Source organism: Nocardia sp. NPDC051052 (genome assembly GCF_044456045.1).
Taxonomy (GTDB): Bacteria; Actinomycetota; Actinomycetes; order Mycobacteriales; family Mycobacteriaceae; genus Nocardia.
The window spans coordinates 545253-561041 of record NZ_JBITFL010000005.1 but is presented as its reverse complement, the minus strand read 5'-3'; the positions used below and the strand labels follow the sequence as shown (position 1 = coordinate 561041).

At 66.4% G+C, this 15789-nt stretch carries 13 protein-coding genes; 5 read left to right on the top strand and 8 right to left on the bottom strand.

Annotated features, from left to right (window positions below; translation table 11 throughout):
- Position 1: 1 nt before the first annotated feature.
- Positions 2-1471, bottom strand: coding sequence for an aldehyde dehydrogenase family protein (locus tag ACIBCN_RS20340; protein WP_396993133.1), 1470 nt, complete (start codon positions 1469-1471; stop codon positions 2-4).
- Positions 1472-1551: 80 nt separating this feature from the next.
- A complete protein-coding gene (locus tag ACIBCN_RS20335; protein WP_396993132.1) occupies positions 1552-2256 on the bottom strand; it encodes a DUF899 domain-containing protein in 705 nt (234 codons plus the stop codon).
- Between the two features lie 195 nt (positions 2257-2451).
- Between ACIBCN_RS20335 and ACIBCN_RS20330 the strand changes: the two genes are divergently transcribed.
- Both ACIBCN_RS20330 and ACIBCN_RS20325 read left to right on the top strand, forming a co-directional pair.
- A complete protein-coding gene (locus tag ACIBCN_RS20330; RefSeq protein ID WP_396993131.1) occupies positions 2452-2814 on the top strand; it encodes a PadR family transcriptional regulator in 363 nt (120 codons plus the stop codon).
- Positions 2814-4160: a permease prefix domain 1-containing protein gene (locus tag ACIBCN_RS20325; RefSeq protein ID WP_396993130.1), complete on the top strand. Its 1347-nt coding sequence runs from the start codon at positions 2814-2816 to the stop codon at positions 4158-4160. The genes ACIBCN_RS20330 and ACIBCN_RS20325 overlap by 1 nt, the downstream gene beginning before the upstream one ends.
- Before the next feature lie 62 nt (positions 4161-4222).
- Here the strand turns inward: ACIBCN_RS20325 and ACIBCN_RS20320 are convergent, their stop codons facing one another.
- The 3 genes from ACIBCN_RS20320 to ACIBCN_RS20310 form a co-directional block, all read right to left on the bottom strand.
- A complete protein-coding gene (locus ACIBCN_RS20320; RefSeq protein ID WP_396993129.1) occupies positions 4223-6571 on the bottom strand; it encodes a transketolase-like TK C-terminal-containing protein in 2349 nt (782 codons plus the stop codon).
- Positions 6572-6623: 52 nt separating this feature from the next.
- On the bottom strand, positions 6624-6776 hold the full coding sequence (locus ACIBCN_RS20315; protein WP_396993128.1) for a hypothetical protein: 153 nt from the start codon (positions 6774-6776) through the stop codon (positions 6624-6626).
- Between the two features lie 86 nt (positions 6777-6862).
- The gene (locus ACIBCN_RS20310) at positions 6863-8437 is read right to left on the bottom strand and encodes a lipase family protein (RefSeq protein WP_396993127.1); all 1575 of its coding nucleotides are present in this window, start codon (positions 8435-8437) and stop codon (positions 6863-6865) included.
- Between the two features lie 298 nt (positions 8438-8735).
- Between ACIBCN_RS20310 and ACIBCN_RS20305 the strand changes: the two genes are divergently transcribed.
- Positions 8736-10235: an FGGY-family carbohydrate kinase gene (locus ACIBCN_RS20305; protein ID WP_396993126.1), complete on the top strand. Its 1500-nt coding sequence runs from the start codon at positions 8736-8738 to the stop codon at positions 10233-10235.
- A 158-nt stretch (positions 10236-10393) separates the two neighbouring features.
- Positions 10394-11554 carry a GGDEF domain-containing protein gene (locus ACIBCN_RS20300; protein ID WP_396993125.1) on the top strand — a complete coding sequence of 387 codons (1161 nt, stop codon included), beginning with the start codon at positions 10394-10396 and terminating at the stop codon, positions 11552-11554.
- A 52-nt stretch (positions 11555-11606) separates the two neighbouring features.
- Here ACIBCN_RS20300 and ACIBCN_RS20295 read toward each other — a convergent pair whose 3' ends face one another.
- Complete coding sequence (locus ACIBCN_RS20295; protein ID WP_396993124.1) at positions 11607-12743, bottom strand: epoxide hydrolase family protein; 1137 nt, start codon at positions 12741-12743, stop codon at positions 11607-11609.
- Positions 12744-12964: 221 nt separating this feature from the next.
- On the opposite strand from ACIBCN_RS20295, the gene ACIBCN_RS20290 reads away from it, so the two are divergent.
- Positions 12965-13756, top strand: coding sequence for an SDR family oxidoreductase (locus ACIBCN_RS20290; protein WP_396993123.1), 792 nt, complete (start codon positions 12965-12967; stop codon positions 13754-13756).
- A 36-nt stretch (positions 13757-13792) separates the two neighbouring features.
- Here ACIBCN_RS20290 and ACIBCN_RS20285 read toward each other — a convergent pair whose 3' ends face one another.
- Complete coding sequence (locus ACIBCN_RS20285) at positions 13793-14236, bottom strand: hypothetical protein (RefSeq protein WP_396993316.1); 444 nt, start codon at positions 14234-14236, stop codon at positions 13793-13795.
- Complete coding sequence (locus ACIBCN_RS20280; RefSeq protein WP_396993122.1) at positions 14140-15765, bottom strand: amidase; 1626 nt, start codon at positions 15763-15765, stop codon at positions 14140-14142. The genes ACIBCN_RS20285 and ACIBCN_RS20280 overlap by 97 nt, the downstream gene beginning before the upstream one ends.
- Positions 15766-15789 lie beyond the last annotated feature (24 nt).

Here is a 15789-nt window from a genome sequence, read left to right as displayed (position 1 = left end):
CTCAGAACGGGTAGGTCGCGGGCCTGCGCTGCATAGTGATCCATCGGGTTTCGGTGAACGCCTCGAGGTTCGCGGCAATGCCGCCGAACCGGCTACCGGTGCCCGACGCACCGAATCCACCGAAGGGCGCGACCGCTTCACCACCGACGGTCTGATCGTTGATGTGCACTATCCCGGTGGGGATGCGCTCGGCGAGCTCGAGGCCGCGCGCCGCGTCCGCGGTGACGATGCCGAGACTGAGTCCGTAGTCATTGCCTGCCGCGAGCCGCACTGCCTCGTCCACGCCGCGGAACGACAGCACGGGGGCGACCGGGCCGAATACTTCCTGCGTGTAGACCGGCATCGTCTCCGATACCCCGGCGAGCACGGTGGGGCGATAGAACAGGTCGCGGTACTGCCCGCCGGCCACCAGCTTCGCCCCCGCATCGACCGCCGAGGTCACCAATTCGTGAATCTTGTCGCGTTGTCCGGCGTCGATGACCGGCCCGAGTGCGACCTGTTCGGTGGCCGGGTCCCCTACGGGGAGAGCGTCGGCCTTGGCGGCGAGTCGCTCGACATAGTCATCGAGCAGGCTTTCGTGCACTAGATGACGGCCAGTCGCCATGCAGATCTGACCCGAGTGCAGGAACGCTCCCCATGCACCGAGACCAACCGCCGCATCGAGATCGGCATCGTCCAGGACGATCAACGCCGAATTGCCACCGAGTTCTAGATGCGCTCGCTTGAGGTGGCGGGCGGCCAGCTCGCCGACGCGGCGACCGACCGCTGTCGAACCCGTGAACGAGATCACCGGCACCAACGGATCGACGATCAACGCCTCGCCGATCTCGGCACCACCCGGCAGCACATGCAGCAGCCCCTCGGGCAGCCCGGCCGCCTCGAAGATCCGCGCGAGCACCACGCCGCCGGAGACCGCAGTACGCGGATCCGGTTTCAGCAACACGGCATTGCCGAGGGCGAGAGCGGGGGCGACCGAGCGGATGGCGAGGGTGAGCGGGAAGTTGAACGGCGCGATCACCCCGACAACCCCCACTGGCACGCGCCGGCTCATCGAGAGCCGGTCGTACTCGGTGGGCAACAACACTCCCGGCGGCGTCGAGGCCAAAGCGGCCGACTCGAAACATTCCTGCGCCGCCGCTTCGGTTTCCACGGCGGCCTTCCCTGGCACCGATCCCGCCTCGCGGATCAGCCAGTGCCGCAGGTCGGCGGCGTGCTTGTGAAACAGATCGCCGGCCCGACGCAGCACGGCGGCCCGTTCGGTGAATGGACGAGCAGCCCACGCATGTTGGTTCGCGGCCGCGGATCGCGCCGCCGCGGCGACGTCATCGACCCGGGCCGCACCCGTGCGGCCGATTTCGGACCCGGTGGCCGGTTCGATCACCGGGACGGTCACGTGCGCCGCACGCCAGCCGTCGCTGAAGATCTGGCCTGTCCAGGTCACCGGGTCGAGGAAATCAAATTCTGTGGGCACGAGGTGAGATCCTTAGCTTTGGAAAGTTGATTCGTGGGAATGATCTCACAGCGGATACCAGCACCCGAACTGCCGCTCCGCTACGGGGTTTCGTGGTTCGGGCCGTAAAGCCGGGCGACGTCGGGAGAGTCGAGCCAATTGGAGTAGGTGGGCGACTTCGGCCAGCCGTCGGGTGAATCCTGCCATTCCTCTTGGCGGCCCCAGGGGAGGATGTCGATCAATGCGAAGGTGTAGCTGAGCTGCTCGGTGCCGCGGCCGTTGGTGTGCCAGGTGCGGTAGACCTTGTCGCCGTCGCGGAGGAAGACGTTCACCGCGAAGCCCGCACCGGGTGGCGCGTCGACGTCGGCGCCGAACGAGCTTTCCGACGACGAATACCAGTCCATTGTGTTGCCGACCTTGGCCTTGTACGCCAATGCCTCGTCGATAGGCCCGTTGGTGACGATCACGAAGCGAGCATCGTAGTTGTCCAGGTGGCCCAGGCGGACGTACTGCGACGTGAGCCCTGTGCAGCCGCCGCACTGCCACTCCGCGCCGTCGGACCACATGTGGTTGTAGACGATGAGTTGGGAACGCCCATCGAACACATCGACCAACCGGACTGGGCCGTCCGGGCCGATCAGTGTGTAGTCCGGGAGCTCGACCATCGGCAGTTTGCGGCGTTGGGCGGCGATGGCGTCGAGTTCACGAGTGGCGGCCTTCTCCCGTATCCGGAGTTCGTCGAGCGCGGCCTGCCAGGTCCGCTGATCGACGACGGGGGGCAAGGGGCTGGTGGTCTTCTCGGTCACGGTTTCCTCCAGGCTCGGATCGAACTGCTCTGATGTAGTGACCCGACACTGCCCCGAAAATCATCGCAGTCGAACCGAATCGGTCGGACGGTCTGCCGACGACCCGTGGTCGACGCACAGCAGGTGCTGAATCGTGGCCGGCCGCAGCGGTCTCTGCTAGCGTCGATACCTAGCAGATCTAGGTATCGGAGTCCGATGCATATCGACAAAGACTTGGTGGCGGCGTCGGCGACGCCGCTGGTACTCGGGATACTCGCCGACGGCGAGTCCTACGGGTACGCCATTCTCAAACGGGTCAACGAGCTGTCCGGCGGGCGTATGCAATGGACCGACGGGATGCTCTATCCGCTGCTGCACCGGCTGGAACGGCTGGGCCATGTGACGTCGACCTGGCAGTCCGCCGACAGTGGGCGGCGGCGCAAACACTATGCGATCACCGACTCGGGCCGGGCCGCGCTCGCGGAACGCCGCACCCAATGGGCCGTCGTGGCCGAGGCACTCGGACAGGTCTGGCGCAGCGTCGAGCAGCCGCCGACCGCGGCGAAGGGATGGGCGTGATGAGTACCGATGCCGAGCTGGAATCGCAGATCGGACAGTGGCGCGGCTATGTCCGGCGGCATCACGCGATATCGGCCGCCGACGTCGAGGAGATGGAAGATCATCTGCGCGAGCAGGTTTCGGATCTGACCGGCGCCGGACTGGCATCCGACGAGGCGTTTCTGGTCGCGGTCAAACGAATGGGCAGCGTGGACTCGATCTCCCGCGAGTTCGCGCGCGAACATTCCGATCGGCTGTGGAAACAGCTGGTACTGCTGCCCGCCGAACCCGAAGGCGGGCACGCCCGGCCCAAGCGTGAGTTGCTCGTCGTGCTCGCTCTGGCCGTCATCGCGGCGCTGACGTTGAAGGTCGGCCTCGCGGTACTCGATGGTGCCACGGCAGCGCGCAATGTGAGCCTGTTCGTATTACCGTTCCTCGCTGGCTATTTCGCGTGGAAGCGGCAGCTGACGCCGCGCCTCGCCGCCGCGTTGCTGGTGCCGTTCGCACTCGCCGCCATCGTGCTGAACGTTTTTCCCTTCGACCCGGATGGATCGACCGAGATCATCGCCGCGATCCACGCGCCGATCGCGCTGTGGTTCGTCGTCGGCCTCGGCTACGTCGGCGGGGAATGGCGATCCGACCGGCGCCGAATGGATTTCATCCGATTCACCGGCGAATGGATTGTCTACCTCACCCTGCTCGCCTTCGGCGGCGGCGTACTGATGGCGCTGACGGTCAACGCGTTCGGCACGCTCGACGTGAACATCGAATGGGTCATTCAAGATTGGGTGATGCCGTTCGGCGTGGCGGGTGCGGTGATCGTCGCGGCCTGGCTGGTCGAGGCCAAACAGAACGTGGTGGAGAACATCGCCCCGGTGCTCACCCGCGTGTTCACTCCGCTCACGGTCGTGATGTTGCTCGCGCTGCTGGTGGCGTTCGCGGCCAACCGCAGCGTCATCGACATCGACCGCAATCTGCTGATCCTGATGGACCTGATCCTCGTGGTGGTGCTCGGATTGCTGTTGTACGCGATCTCCGCGCGCGATCCGCACGTCTCCCCCGATACCTTCGACTGGCTACAACTGATCCTGGTCGTCAGCGCCCTCGCCGTCGACGTGGTGATGCTGGCCGCAATGCTCTCGCGCATCGCGGAATTCGGCTTCACCCCGAACAAGACAGTGGCGCTCGGCATGAACCTGGTGCTGCTGGTGAACCTGGCATGGTCGGTCCGGCTCGGCTTCGGATTCGTCCGTGGCCGACGCGGATTCGCCGACGTAGAACGCTGGCAGACCCAATACCTGCCGGTTTACGGCGCCTGGGCCGCAGCCGTAATCATCGCACTACCACCGATTTTCGACTTCGCCTGATCGCGAATCCGGTTGGCGCACTTGCCTGCCTGCCGAGTTCGTACGCGCAACCGACGTCGGGGTCAGCCAGCGGCGCCCAGAATGTCGAGGGTGGCTGCGACGATGCTGTCGGTGTCGAGGCCGTGGTAGCGGTATACCTCGTCGAGAGAGCCGACCTGCCCGTAGCGCGTCACGCCGAGGTCGATGTGATGTACCCGGTTGATTCCGGACAGGAAGGACAGCGTGTGTGGGTGGCCGTCCAGGACGGTGACCATCGGTGTGGCCCGGCTTGCCGGGAACAGCTGATCCAGGATCCAGCTGTCGCCATGGCCGCGGCCCTGCCTGGCCTGCATCGCCTCGAAGAGCAGTCCGGGGCTGGTGACGCAGACGACGTCGGCCACGACTCCGGCCGAATCGAGACGCTCGGCGGCCGCCGCCGCCTCGGTCATGACGGCACCCATCGCAACGATGGTGACGACCGCGCCGTCGCGTCGGCGCAGCGGATATCCGCCTGCGACAACCTGTTTGCGGCGCCGTTCGCGGGCGGCGGGATCGGTGGGCACCTCGGCGAGGTGCTGCTCGACCGGTCTGGTCGACAACCGCAGATACGCCGAGGTCCCGTCCGGCCGGCCCAACCGCGCCAGACTGGCCAGCAGCGTCCATTCCACGTCGATGGCGAACGCGGGCTCGTAGCAGATCAGGCCCGGGGTCTCGATGCCGATCGACGGCGTCGTAATCGATTGGTGGGCACCACCTTCGGCGGCGAGGGTGACGCCGGACGGGGTCCCGATCAGAATGGACTGACCGCCCGCGTAGATGCCGTAGGTCCACGGCTCCAGCGCGCGTTCGACGAACGGGTCGTAGAGCACTCCGATCGGGAACAGGGGCTGGCCCCAGCGGCTCCAGGTCGCGCCGAGTTCGCTGATGAGTCCGACCAGATTCGTCTCGGCGATACCGAGTTCCATGTGCTGGCCGGTGGGTTGCTCGCGCCACCGCACCAGGGTTTCGGCGTCGTCGGCGAACCAGTCGTGCCGCTCGGCGGTCGACCACACGCCGACCTTGTTGATCCAGCCCGCCAGATTGGTGGTGGAGCTGACGTCGGGGCTGACGGTGATCACGCGTCGCGCCAGTTCCGGTGCCGCGCGGGTCAGATCGAGCAGCGTTCGCCCCAACGCCGCCTGGGTGGTGGCGGTACCTTTCGGCGTGCGGCCGAAATCCCCTGACACAGTGGGCGGTTCGGTCACGTTGACGGGCTCGCGACGCAGCCGCGCCGCGGTGTCCGCGCACAGCTGGGCGGCGGGACTGTCGTCGCCGAACCGCTCCCAAGGCTGCTGCGGATCCCGGCCCAGTTCCGCGGCGAGGGACTCGTACTCGGCCACCGACAGCAGCGACGAATGGTTCTGCGGATGCCCCTGCGTCGGCAGTCCATAGCCTTTGATGGTGTAGGCGATGATCACCGTCGGGCGGGTGTCGTCGATCTGCGCATAGGCGTCGATCAGGGCCGGCATGTCGTGCCCGCCGAGGTTGCGGATCGCCGCCAGCAGCGTCGAATCATCCAGTCCAGCAATCAATTCCGCCAGCTGCGCATGATCGGCGCCACTGCCGGGCAGTCGGCGCCGCAACTCGTCGGCATCGCAGCGCAACAATCGCTGGTACTCGGGGTTGGGCATGTCGAGGACCCGGGTACGCAGCGCCGGACCGCCGGGGCGGGCGAACAACGATTCCAGCAGGCGTCCGAACTTGACGGTGAGCACCTGCCAACCGGCGGCAGCGAACATCGCCTCCAGCCGGCCCGCGGCCATATTGGGCACCACCCGGTCCAGGGACTGGCGGTTCAGATCGACGATCCACACGATCTCACCGAGATCGACGTTGCCGGGATCGACAATGGCCTCCCACACCGCGCCCTCGTCCAGTTCCGCGTCGCCGACCAGGGAGTACTGCCGTCCGGTGCCGATATCGGCACCCAGTGCGTCGTTGAGATAGCGGCGCGCGATCGCGCCCCAGATCGGGGCGGTCGCACCGATCCCGACCGATCCGGTGGAGTAGTCGACCGGATCGGGGTCCTTGGATCGGCTGGGATATGACTGCAGGCCACCGAACTGACGCAAGGTGGTCAGGTAGGACTCGTCCAACTCGCCGAGCAGATAGTTGATGGCATGCAGCACCGGCGAAGCGTGCGGTTTGACCGAGACCCGGTCGCCGGATCGCAAGGCGGTAAACCACAACGAGGTCATGATCGTGGTCATCGACGCACACGACGCCTGATGACCGCCCACCTTCAACCCGCTCGGGTTCGGCCGCACCCGGTTGGCGTGATGAATCATCGCCACCGCCAGCCAGCGCGTGCGGCGCTCGATCTCCGACAGGGCGCCGAGATCGACCGCGGCGTCGTCGCCGTGCTGGTATTTCGGCTCGGTGACGTCGGTCATCGCCTTGCTCCTCTCCGGCGAATCGACGCCGGGTGGTCGGATGCGTCCGAGCTTAGTTCGGCTTCGAGCGCACCTGGTTCGCGAACGCGGCGTCGTCGTGCATTGCGTCGATCGGTATGGCGAACGCGCGCACGACCACGTTGCGCTCGATCTTGCCATTCGCCGTCCGCGCACCTCGCTGGAACGCCAATAGCCTTGGCAGCACGCGAAATTCCGTCAGATGGTGTCGCGCAGACAGCGCTCGTCTACCGGCCAGCGGATCCGTGGTGTGTCCACCGTAAAGCCAACGAATCAGAACCTGCCGAATAGCCAATAGCCGGGCTTGTCCAGGCTCGGGTCCACGCAGAAATCGTGGATGGCGGCGACGAGTTCGTCGGCGCTCACCTCGCCGTTTCCGTCGAGGTCGAGACGGTCGAATTCCGCGCGCGCCTCGTCTCGGGAAAAGTTGCAGCCGAGCAGCAGCCGGTCCAGCTCGCACGGTTGGAGCACGCCGTCGCCGGTGTCGACCAGATCGATGACGGCACGGGCCAGCGGCGTGATGTCCGCATCGAGTTCGGCGCCGGAACGGATCCAGTCGGCGAACTCGGCGCTGCTTACTCGATCGTCGCCGTCGGTGTCGGCCGCCAGGTAGACCGACTGCCACAACGCGCGGTAACCGTCGCGGACCGCACGGGCTTTGGCCGAACCTGGCGGCTCGCCCGCCGCCTGAACCAGCCGCAGCGCGAAGGCGTCGTAGTCGTCACGGGTGAGGAAACCATCGCAGGTGATGTCGAGCAGATCGAATCCGTGACGCGTGCCGCTGATCGGCGAACGCTCGAGCACATTGCCTGCCCACGTGAGGATTTCGTCGAGTCCGGTGGTGAGCATCGCCGCGTGGGATGCGTCCGGATGCACGGTATAGAAGATCTCCGAACCCGTGTCGTGCAGGTCGGCGGCGAAGCGATCGACGACCTCTAGCGGAATCACCTCGTCCGCGCCGCCTGCGGCCAGGAACAGCGGGCGATCCAGCCGGGTGAGCGGGACTCGGCACGCGTCGAGAACCGATTCGATCTGCGGACGGCCCACCAGCAGATCCGTCGTGCCGATGTGATCGTTGGTGGCCGCCGCGATCGCCTTGAACATCTGGCCGAGTGAGGCGTGCGCGGCGAAGTCGACCATCTCACGACCGGCCGGGGTCAGGAAGGCGCGCACGTCGAAATCGGGGCGGCCCGTGCGCAGACCCGCCAGCAGAAAGGGCATGAAGATGGTGAGCGGGCCGGCGCCGTCGCTGGTCTGCAATTGGACGATCATCGTCGCGTGCACCGGCGGCGCCAGTGCGATGGTGCCGCGAAAGTCCAGCTCCGGCGCGTATTTGGTGGCAGCTATCGCGGCGAACATGGCCGCGTGCCCGCCCTGGGAGAAGCCGACGACGATCCACGCCGGGCTCAGTGGGTGCGCCAGCCCGTGTGCTGCCCGCACCGCGTCGATCACGTCATCGAACACCGCCTCCCCGTTCAGGTAGGGGTGCGGTCCCGGTGTCGCCAAGCCCTCGTAGTCGGTAGCCGCGACCACCCAGCCGGCCGCCAGCCAGGCCCCGACGTGTAGTCGCTCCTGCTTGGACAACCCGACCCGGGACGGGGCGGTAGCGTCGGCGAGTCCGCAGGTGCCGTGCGCGTAGCCGACCACCGGCCAGCCGCCGGACGGTGGATCTCCCGCCGGCACGAATACCGATCCGCCGATGGTTCGCCCGGCACCGTCGTATCCGATACTCCGGTAGTGGATCCGATACGACACCGCGGCACTGTCCGGCCACAACTCCGCCGGCAACCGCTCGTGATGGAGCAAAGTACCCGGTGCCTGCTCGATCTGTGCCGACCTACCAGCCATTCCACGCATCTCCTCGGTCCGAGCGCTTATCAAGCATTCAGGCCGCGGCAATACACCAGCGACGGCATCGTCAATTATGTAGCCGCGGTCCGCTTCCAGCCGGCAAGAAGAGTTCGGCGCGCGGATTTCCGATTCACCGACGAGTTCACGTGCTTCGCGGCAAGCCGACAGCTGTGAGTCAATCGTCGCAGTGTCGGGCCCGACAGTTCTAGACGTTACGATGAGTTATATCTACATGGGCGGGCGGTGAGCCAGCGAACAGGAGGCCGACCGTGGCGATGGATGGATCGGTGGACGAATGAACGGCGCGAACGATCTTGTCCTCGGCGTGGATGCCGGCACAACGGCGGTCAAGGTGGCCTTGTTCACCGGACACGGTACCGCGCTGCGTCGTCATACCGAGGGGCATGCGATGGCGCGTCCTCGTCCCGGCTGGGCTGAGCAGGATCCTCGGCAGTGGTGGCTCGGCTGCGTGCGCGGTGTCGAGTCGGTCTTGAAAGACATTGAGCCCGAGGCTGTTCGGGCCATCGGCGTGGTCAGTCAGGTCAATACCCACGTATTCGTGGACGCCGATCTTCGACCGCTGATGCCCGCCATCACCTGGCAAGACCAACGCTGCGCGGACATTGCCCGAGAAGTCGATGAAAAGCTCACCGCAGCGGACAAGACTCGGATCTGGGGCCACGCATTCACCATGGACGCTTCCGCGCTCATCATGCGTGCGCTCTGGGTAGCCCGGCACGAGCCCGATATCTGGCAGCGAACCCGGTGGGTGCTCAGTCCGAAGGACTACCTCAACGCGCGGCTGACGGGCGAAATCGCCACCGATGTCCACTCCTCCATCGGCCTGGTCGATGCCGCAGAGGGCGGCTACCTCACCGAAGCGGTCGACCTCGCAGCGGGACTCGCCGAACGTCTACCTCCGCCGACGGGTTCAGCCGTTTCTTTGGGGCGAGTGCAATTCCCTCCGCTCGACCGCCTTCTCCGATCAGCCACGGCCGTGGTGGGCACGATGGATGCTCTCGGTGACGCACATGGCTGCGGCCTCGCCGCACCCGGCCGCGCCATGGTCTCCTGCGGCACCTCACTCGTGGTCGCGGGCGTCTCGGATCGCGCCCGCCCGACCCCCGGCGTGGTCACCTTCCCACCGGTCGATGGCCTGCGCATTCACGCGGGCCCCACCCAGGCAGGTGGGGATGCGCTGCGCTGGTGGAGTCGAACGTGCGGGCTGACGGTTGCGCAGGTGTTGACCGACGCCGAGTCCGCACGTGACGGATCCGGCCTCGTATTCACTCCGCATCTCTCAGGTGAACGCGCACCGCTGTGGGACGCGGCCGTACGCGGCAGCTTCCTCGGACTCAGCACGTCGACCACCCGCCAGGACATGTCACGAGCGGTTCTCGAAGGTGTGGCCATGTCCGGTCGCCAGGTCTTGACCGCTGTCGAATCCGCCTGCGGCACAACGCTTGCGCCGATCACGCTCGCCGGTGGCGGCGCCAACAGCGACCTGTGGGCGCAGATCTTCGCCGACGTGCTCGGCAGACCCCTGCAACGTTTGACGACCCGCGGCTACAGCGCCGCCCTCGGCGCGGCGTTGCTGGCGAGCGTCGGAGCGGGACTGTATCCCGACATGCTCACCGCGGCGGGCGAAGCCGTGGCAGTCGATCGCGCGTTCGTGCCGGACCCTCGACAAACCGAGATGTTGGACCCGCTCTACGAGGTCTACGTGGACTCCTATCAGGCGCTTCGGGGGATACACACGAAATTGGAGCGTTGGCGGTCGCTGCGCGGCAACTGAGCGTCCGCAAGAATCCGCGCCATCCGCGACCCGACCGAGAATCAATAATTCCGATTGGAAATGAACTGCAAAACAGTTACCATTCCGCTACCTACATGTAGGACGTGCATCACAAGACGGCCGACAATGTGTCTGCCGGAACAAGGCGGTGGTTTCTGATGTCCGACAGTCGAGCGCTGGTGCGGAGTTGGTGGCGCGATCGCGCCGGTTACGACTGGTTGGTCGACGTGCTCGAAATCCATGCCGCAGTGCGCTACGTCAAGGCGATGATCGGCGCGGGTGGTGCGGTGATGTGCCTGGTCACCGCGGTGTCCCTGATCTCGAACATCGGGCCGCGCAACGCGTTCTTCGAGGTCGGCTGCTGGCTGATCATCGGGCTCACCGCGCTGTGGGCCGCGCGCTGGTGGCTGCTGCCCTGGCCGAGCCGAGCGGAAGGGCTGATGTGGTGCGCCGGCGCCGATCTCGCCATCACCTTCGGCGCGCTGGCCGCCGAGCACCGGGTCTACGGCGCCCTCGTATCGACGCTGATGGTGGTCGTCGGCATGTTCGTGATCTTCCAGGGGCCGCTGATCCTCGGCCTGCACATCTGCTGGTCGCTGGCGTCGGGCTTGCTGCTCGTCGTGCTGCTGGTGGCCGACGACCCGGTCCACACCGGCGTCGCGGCCGGCGACGTCCGGCTCGCTGTCGCCATCATGTTGATCCTGGTGGCGCTCAACCTGGTCGGACTGCCCACCGTCCAGTTCTGTCACTGGCTGTGGCGTCAGCACGCCCTACTCGACCCGTTGACCATGCTGCTGAACCGGCGCGGACTCGATTACCACCTGTCCTACGTATTCCACCCGAACCCGACGGAATACGCCTACGTGGCCAACCTGGATCTCGATCGGTTCAAAGACGTGAACGACACTTTCGGCCACTCGTTCGGCGACCAGGTCCTGGCGCGGGCGGCCGAGCGGTTGCGTTCCACCGCCGATCCGGACGCGGTCGTCGCCCGCACCGGCGGTGAGGAATTCGTGGTCCTGGGTCGCGTGCGCGACGAGCCGGTCGCCGCGATCGCCGAGCGGCTACGCGGCGCCATCGAAACCATGCCGGACCTGCCGGTCGTCGTCACCGCCAGCGTGGGCGCGGCCCTGTGCCCCACCACCGATCTACGCGATCCGGCGATTATGCGACGCATCATGCACAGCTGCGACACCGCGATGTATGAAGCAAAACGCGCGGGCGGCAATATCGTGGTGATCGCGGAGCCGGAGTCCGCCGGCCACACCGACCACGACATGCGACATCACTTCTGCCTCAGGACGATCGACCGAAACTAGGTACGTTGCCGGACTGGACGTCGTCAATGACCAAGTGCCAGCAGCAGATTGGTCAGCGGAGCTTGCGGAAGAATTCCCGCACATCGGTGACGAGCAGGTCCGGTGTCTCCATGGCGGCGAAGTGGCCGCCGCGGTCGAACTCCGACCAGTGCACAATGGTGTGCTGCTTCTCGGCGACACCGCGAATTACGCTGCCGCTCGGGAATACCGCGACCCCGGTCGGTACCCCGGAGTTCGCCAATTCAGCGCCCCACTGCTGAGATTCCTTGTAGAGACGCATGGAGGACGCGGTGGTGTTGGTGAACCACAGCACCGACAGATTCGTCAGCAACATGTCGCGGGCGATGGCCTCATCGGGCAGCGACTTCGCCGGATCCGTGTAGGTGTTCACCACATCCAGCACCCACGCCATCATTCCGGCCGGTGAGTCGGATACCGCCGGGGCGAGGGTCTGCGGGCGGGTGGCGTGCATGCCCGCATACCCCGAGGTTTCCCGGCTGCTCCAGTCCTGAAGCTCGGCGAGCTTCTCCTGATCGGCGGCGCTGTAGCCGGAACCGTCGTCGTTCCAGGACGGAATGGTGATGGGGTCATTGAGATGGATACCCGTCACATGCTCGGTATCGATACGACCCAACTGCGGTGCGATGAACGATCCGGCGTCACCCCCCTGTGCGCCATACCGCGAATAACCAAGGCGTGCCATAAGTTTCGCGATCAGTTCGGCACTGCGCTCCGTGGCGGCCGCACCCGCCTGCCGCGTCGGGCCGGAGAACCCGATACCGGGTAGCGATGGAATCACCAGGTGGAAGGCATCATTCGGGTCACCGCCATGGGCGCGGGGATCGGTGAGCGGCCCGATCACATCGGTGAAGTCCTCGAACGGCCAGCCCTGGATCAGCACCAGCGGCAGTGCATCCACCTCCGGCGAGCACACATGCGTGAAATGAATACGCTGCCCGTCGATTTCGGTGACGAACTGCGGAACGGCATTGCGAGCCACCTCCTGGGCACGCCAGTCGTAACCGGTCCGCCAGTACTCGGCGAGCTCCCGCACATACGAGGTCGGAATGCCGTAGCTCCACTCCACGCCCGGAAGCTCGTCGGGCCAGCGGGTGTTCGCCAAGCGGCTATTGAGATCGTCGAGGTCGGCCTGCGGAATGTCGATGCGGAAAGGCTCGATGTTCGTCATGTTTTCCACGATAAAAGCCCCTTAGGTCAGGTTCCGACCTAAGGGCGCGACAATCTGAAAGCAAGCTCGAAACTTCCGCCCGGCTGCTCCACGTCGTCGTCGGGGGCGTGATACCGGCGGCGAATCTCCGTTCTGCGAGAAGCAGTTTGGGCTGGTTACCCTCGAGCGGAGCAGAGGTGGCAGCACAGCGGTGCCGGACGGGCTGACGGAAGAGGGAAACAGTGGGGTCGCAGGCAGGCTTCGCGGGGCGAACGTATGTGGTGACTGGTTCGGCATCCGGCATCGGCGCGGCGACTGCCGCGCTGCTTCGAGAACGCGGCGCCAAGGTCATCGGCTGCGATCTGGACAACGCCGAGGTTCGAGCCGATGTGTCTACACTCGATGGCCGACGATCACTGATCGATCAGGTGACCGGGTACGGACCGATCGATGCGGTACTCGCCATCGCCGGAGGCGGCAAAACCGGACTGCTGGAGACGAACTACTTCGGTGCCGTGGCGACGCTGCAGGGGCTTCGGCCGCTGCTGGCGCAGAGCCCCGCGCCGCGCGCTGTGGCTGTGTCGTCGACTTCCTCGCTGGCACCGGCGGACGATCGCGTCGTGCAAGCATGCCTGGATGGCAATGAGGCTGCCGCTGTCGCCTGTCTCGACGCTGATCCCTTGCTCGGCGGCGCGACCGGTGGCTACGGGATTGCGAAACGCGCGTTGAATCGCTGGGTGCGCAGGGTCGCCCCGACCGCCGAGTGGGCTGGTTCGGGCATAGCCCTCAACGTCGTTGCCCCTGGCGTCGTCGACACACCGGCGGCCTCCTGGATCTTCGCCGACGCCGACATACGTAACGCGGTCGAATCCGCTGCGCCGCAACCGTTCGGCGGATTCCCGGGGCGGCCCGAATGGGTCGCCGAGCTCATCTGCTGGCTGTCCAGCGCGGACAACCGTTTCGTGACCGGCCAGATCATCTTCGCCGACGGAGGCTCGGAAGCCGCGGCGGTCGGTGACCTGCATTGGCGGTAGCGAAAACGTGGTAGAGCGCTCCCCCGCCGACGCCCTTTACGCACTTGCGCGAATCGTGGCGGCGGCTTCCCGTGCTGCCTCGCGCACTGACTTTCCTCGCATCCGGGCGGTGCGCAGGCCTGTCGGTATCGAGCCCGCCACGTACACGCCACCGATGACCAGTTCGTCGAACAGCCTGCTGCCGGGGACTTTTCGACCTTGGGCACGGCGGACGAATGCCTCGAGGGTGTTGCCGGCCAGGTTCGACAGCGTCATCGTTCGGACCACGGTGTCCAGATCTCGGCGCTGCTGATCGGTGAACCGTGCCGCCAGGGTGCGTTCGAGATGCTCACCCGCCGCGCCGAGCCCGGCCTCGGCACGACTCTGGGTCCACATGACGGCGATCAAGTGGTCTTCGTCGACGGAATCGGGGTCCATGCCGGAGATTTCGGCGACCTCGCGAATGTCGACTCCGGTGGCCAACGCGGTTTCTTGATGAATGTAAGCACAGAAGCCGCACGCGTTGACCGCCGACACCGTGCGGTGAGCGCCGGTTCCGGTGGTTCGAGATGTGCCCAGGGGCTTGCGGTTTCCAGTTGTGCCGCGAGTTGCAGGAGCAGGAACTCGCTGCCGGGACCACCGACGAGCTGGGTGCCGAGCGGCAGGCCGTCGGGGGTGCGGTAGAGGGGGACGGTGATGGCAGGTCGTCCGCTGATGTTGGCCAGCTGGGTGAACGGGACGACCGCGAGGTTGGCGATCACGAAATCGCGGAATATCTTGTTGTGGGTGATCGGGCGGCCCGCGCCGAGTTGCAGTAGCGGACCGGCGAGGAACTCGAGCACCGACGGTGTCGCCAATTCACCGATGCGTGGCGCGGGTCGGGCGACGGTGGGGGTGAGTAGCAGGTCGTAGTCTTCGTGGAACTCGGCGAGGGCTCGGGTGTAGTCGTTCCAGCGTTCGTAGGCTGCGACCAGTTCGCTGGCCGGGGTTGTCCGCCCGGCAGCCGCCAATACCCTTGTGTCGAAGGCGAAGTCGCATTCGGAGGCGCCGGTGCGTTGCCGGATCTGGTCGACGTCGGCGGCGACGTGTGCGGCCCAGACCGTGCTGAAGTCGGCCGCCAGCTGTCCGCCGTCGAACTTGGGTGCCGCGTACTCGATGTGGTGGCCGAGTGATTCCAGCAGCGCCGCAGTGTGTTCGGTCGCGCGCAGTGCCTCGCTGTGCACCGTGGTGCCGATCGGGGAGTCGGGCGCGACGCCGACGCGCAGTCGGCGGGGCGGGTTGCAGACTGCCTCGGCGAAGACATAGCCGGGGCCGTCGTACTGGTACCGTGCGCCGGGATCGGGCCCGGCGAGGATATCGAGCATGGCGGCGGTGTCGCGGACGCTGTGCGACAGGACCCCCTCGGTCGCGAGGCCGTGCAGGTAATCGCCCCCTTTGGTACCGCACGGCAGTAGCCCGCGACCGGGTTTGAGCCCGAACAGTCCGGTCCAGGCGGCTGGGATCCGGATCGAGCCGCCGCCGTCGTTGCCGCCGGCCACGGGCACGATGCCCGCGGCCACCGCGGCGGCCGAACCGCCCGACGAGCCGCCGGCTGAGCGGTTCAGGTTCCACGGGTTGCGGGTGGCACCGTAGGCCGAGGTCTCGGTGACGAGCTTGATCCCGAGCTCGGGGACGGTGGTCTTGCCGAAGATCACCAGTCCGGCATCGAGCCAGCGGCGCACCATGATGCTGTGGCTCTCGGCGGGAAGTGTCTGCAGCACACGGGTTCCCGAAGCCGTCGGGTAGCCGGCGTAATCCTGCAGGAGGTCCTTGATGAGGAACGGGACCCCGGCGAATGGTCCCTCGACAGGCTCCGCCGCGCGGGCGCGGCCGACCTCGGCCATGAGCAGGCTCACCGCGTTGAGCGCCGGGTCGACCTGTTCGTAGCGGGCGAGCGCGGCCTCGACCAGCTCGGTGGGGTGTACCTGCTTGTCGGCGACCAGGCGGGCGAGGCCGATCGCGTCGTGGGCCCGGTATTCGTCGTAGCGCATGGGCCCTCCTGGAGCGCGATCAGC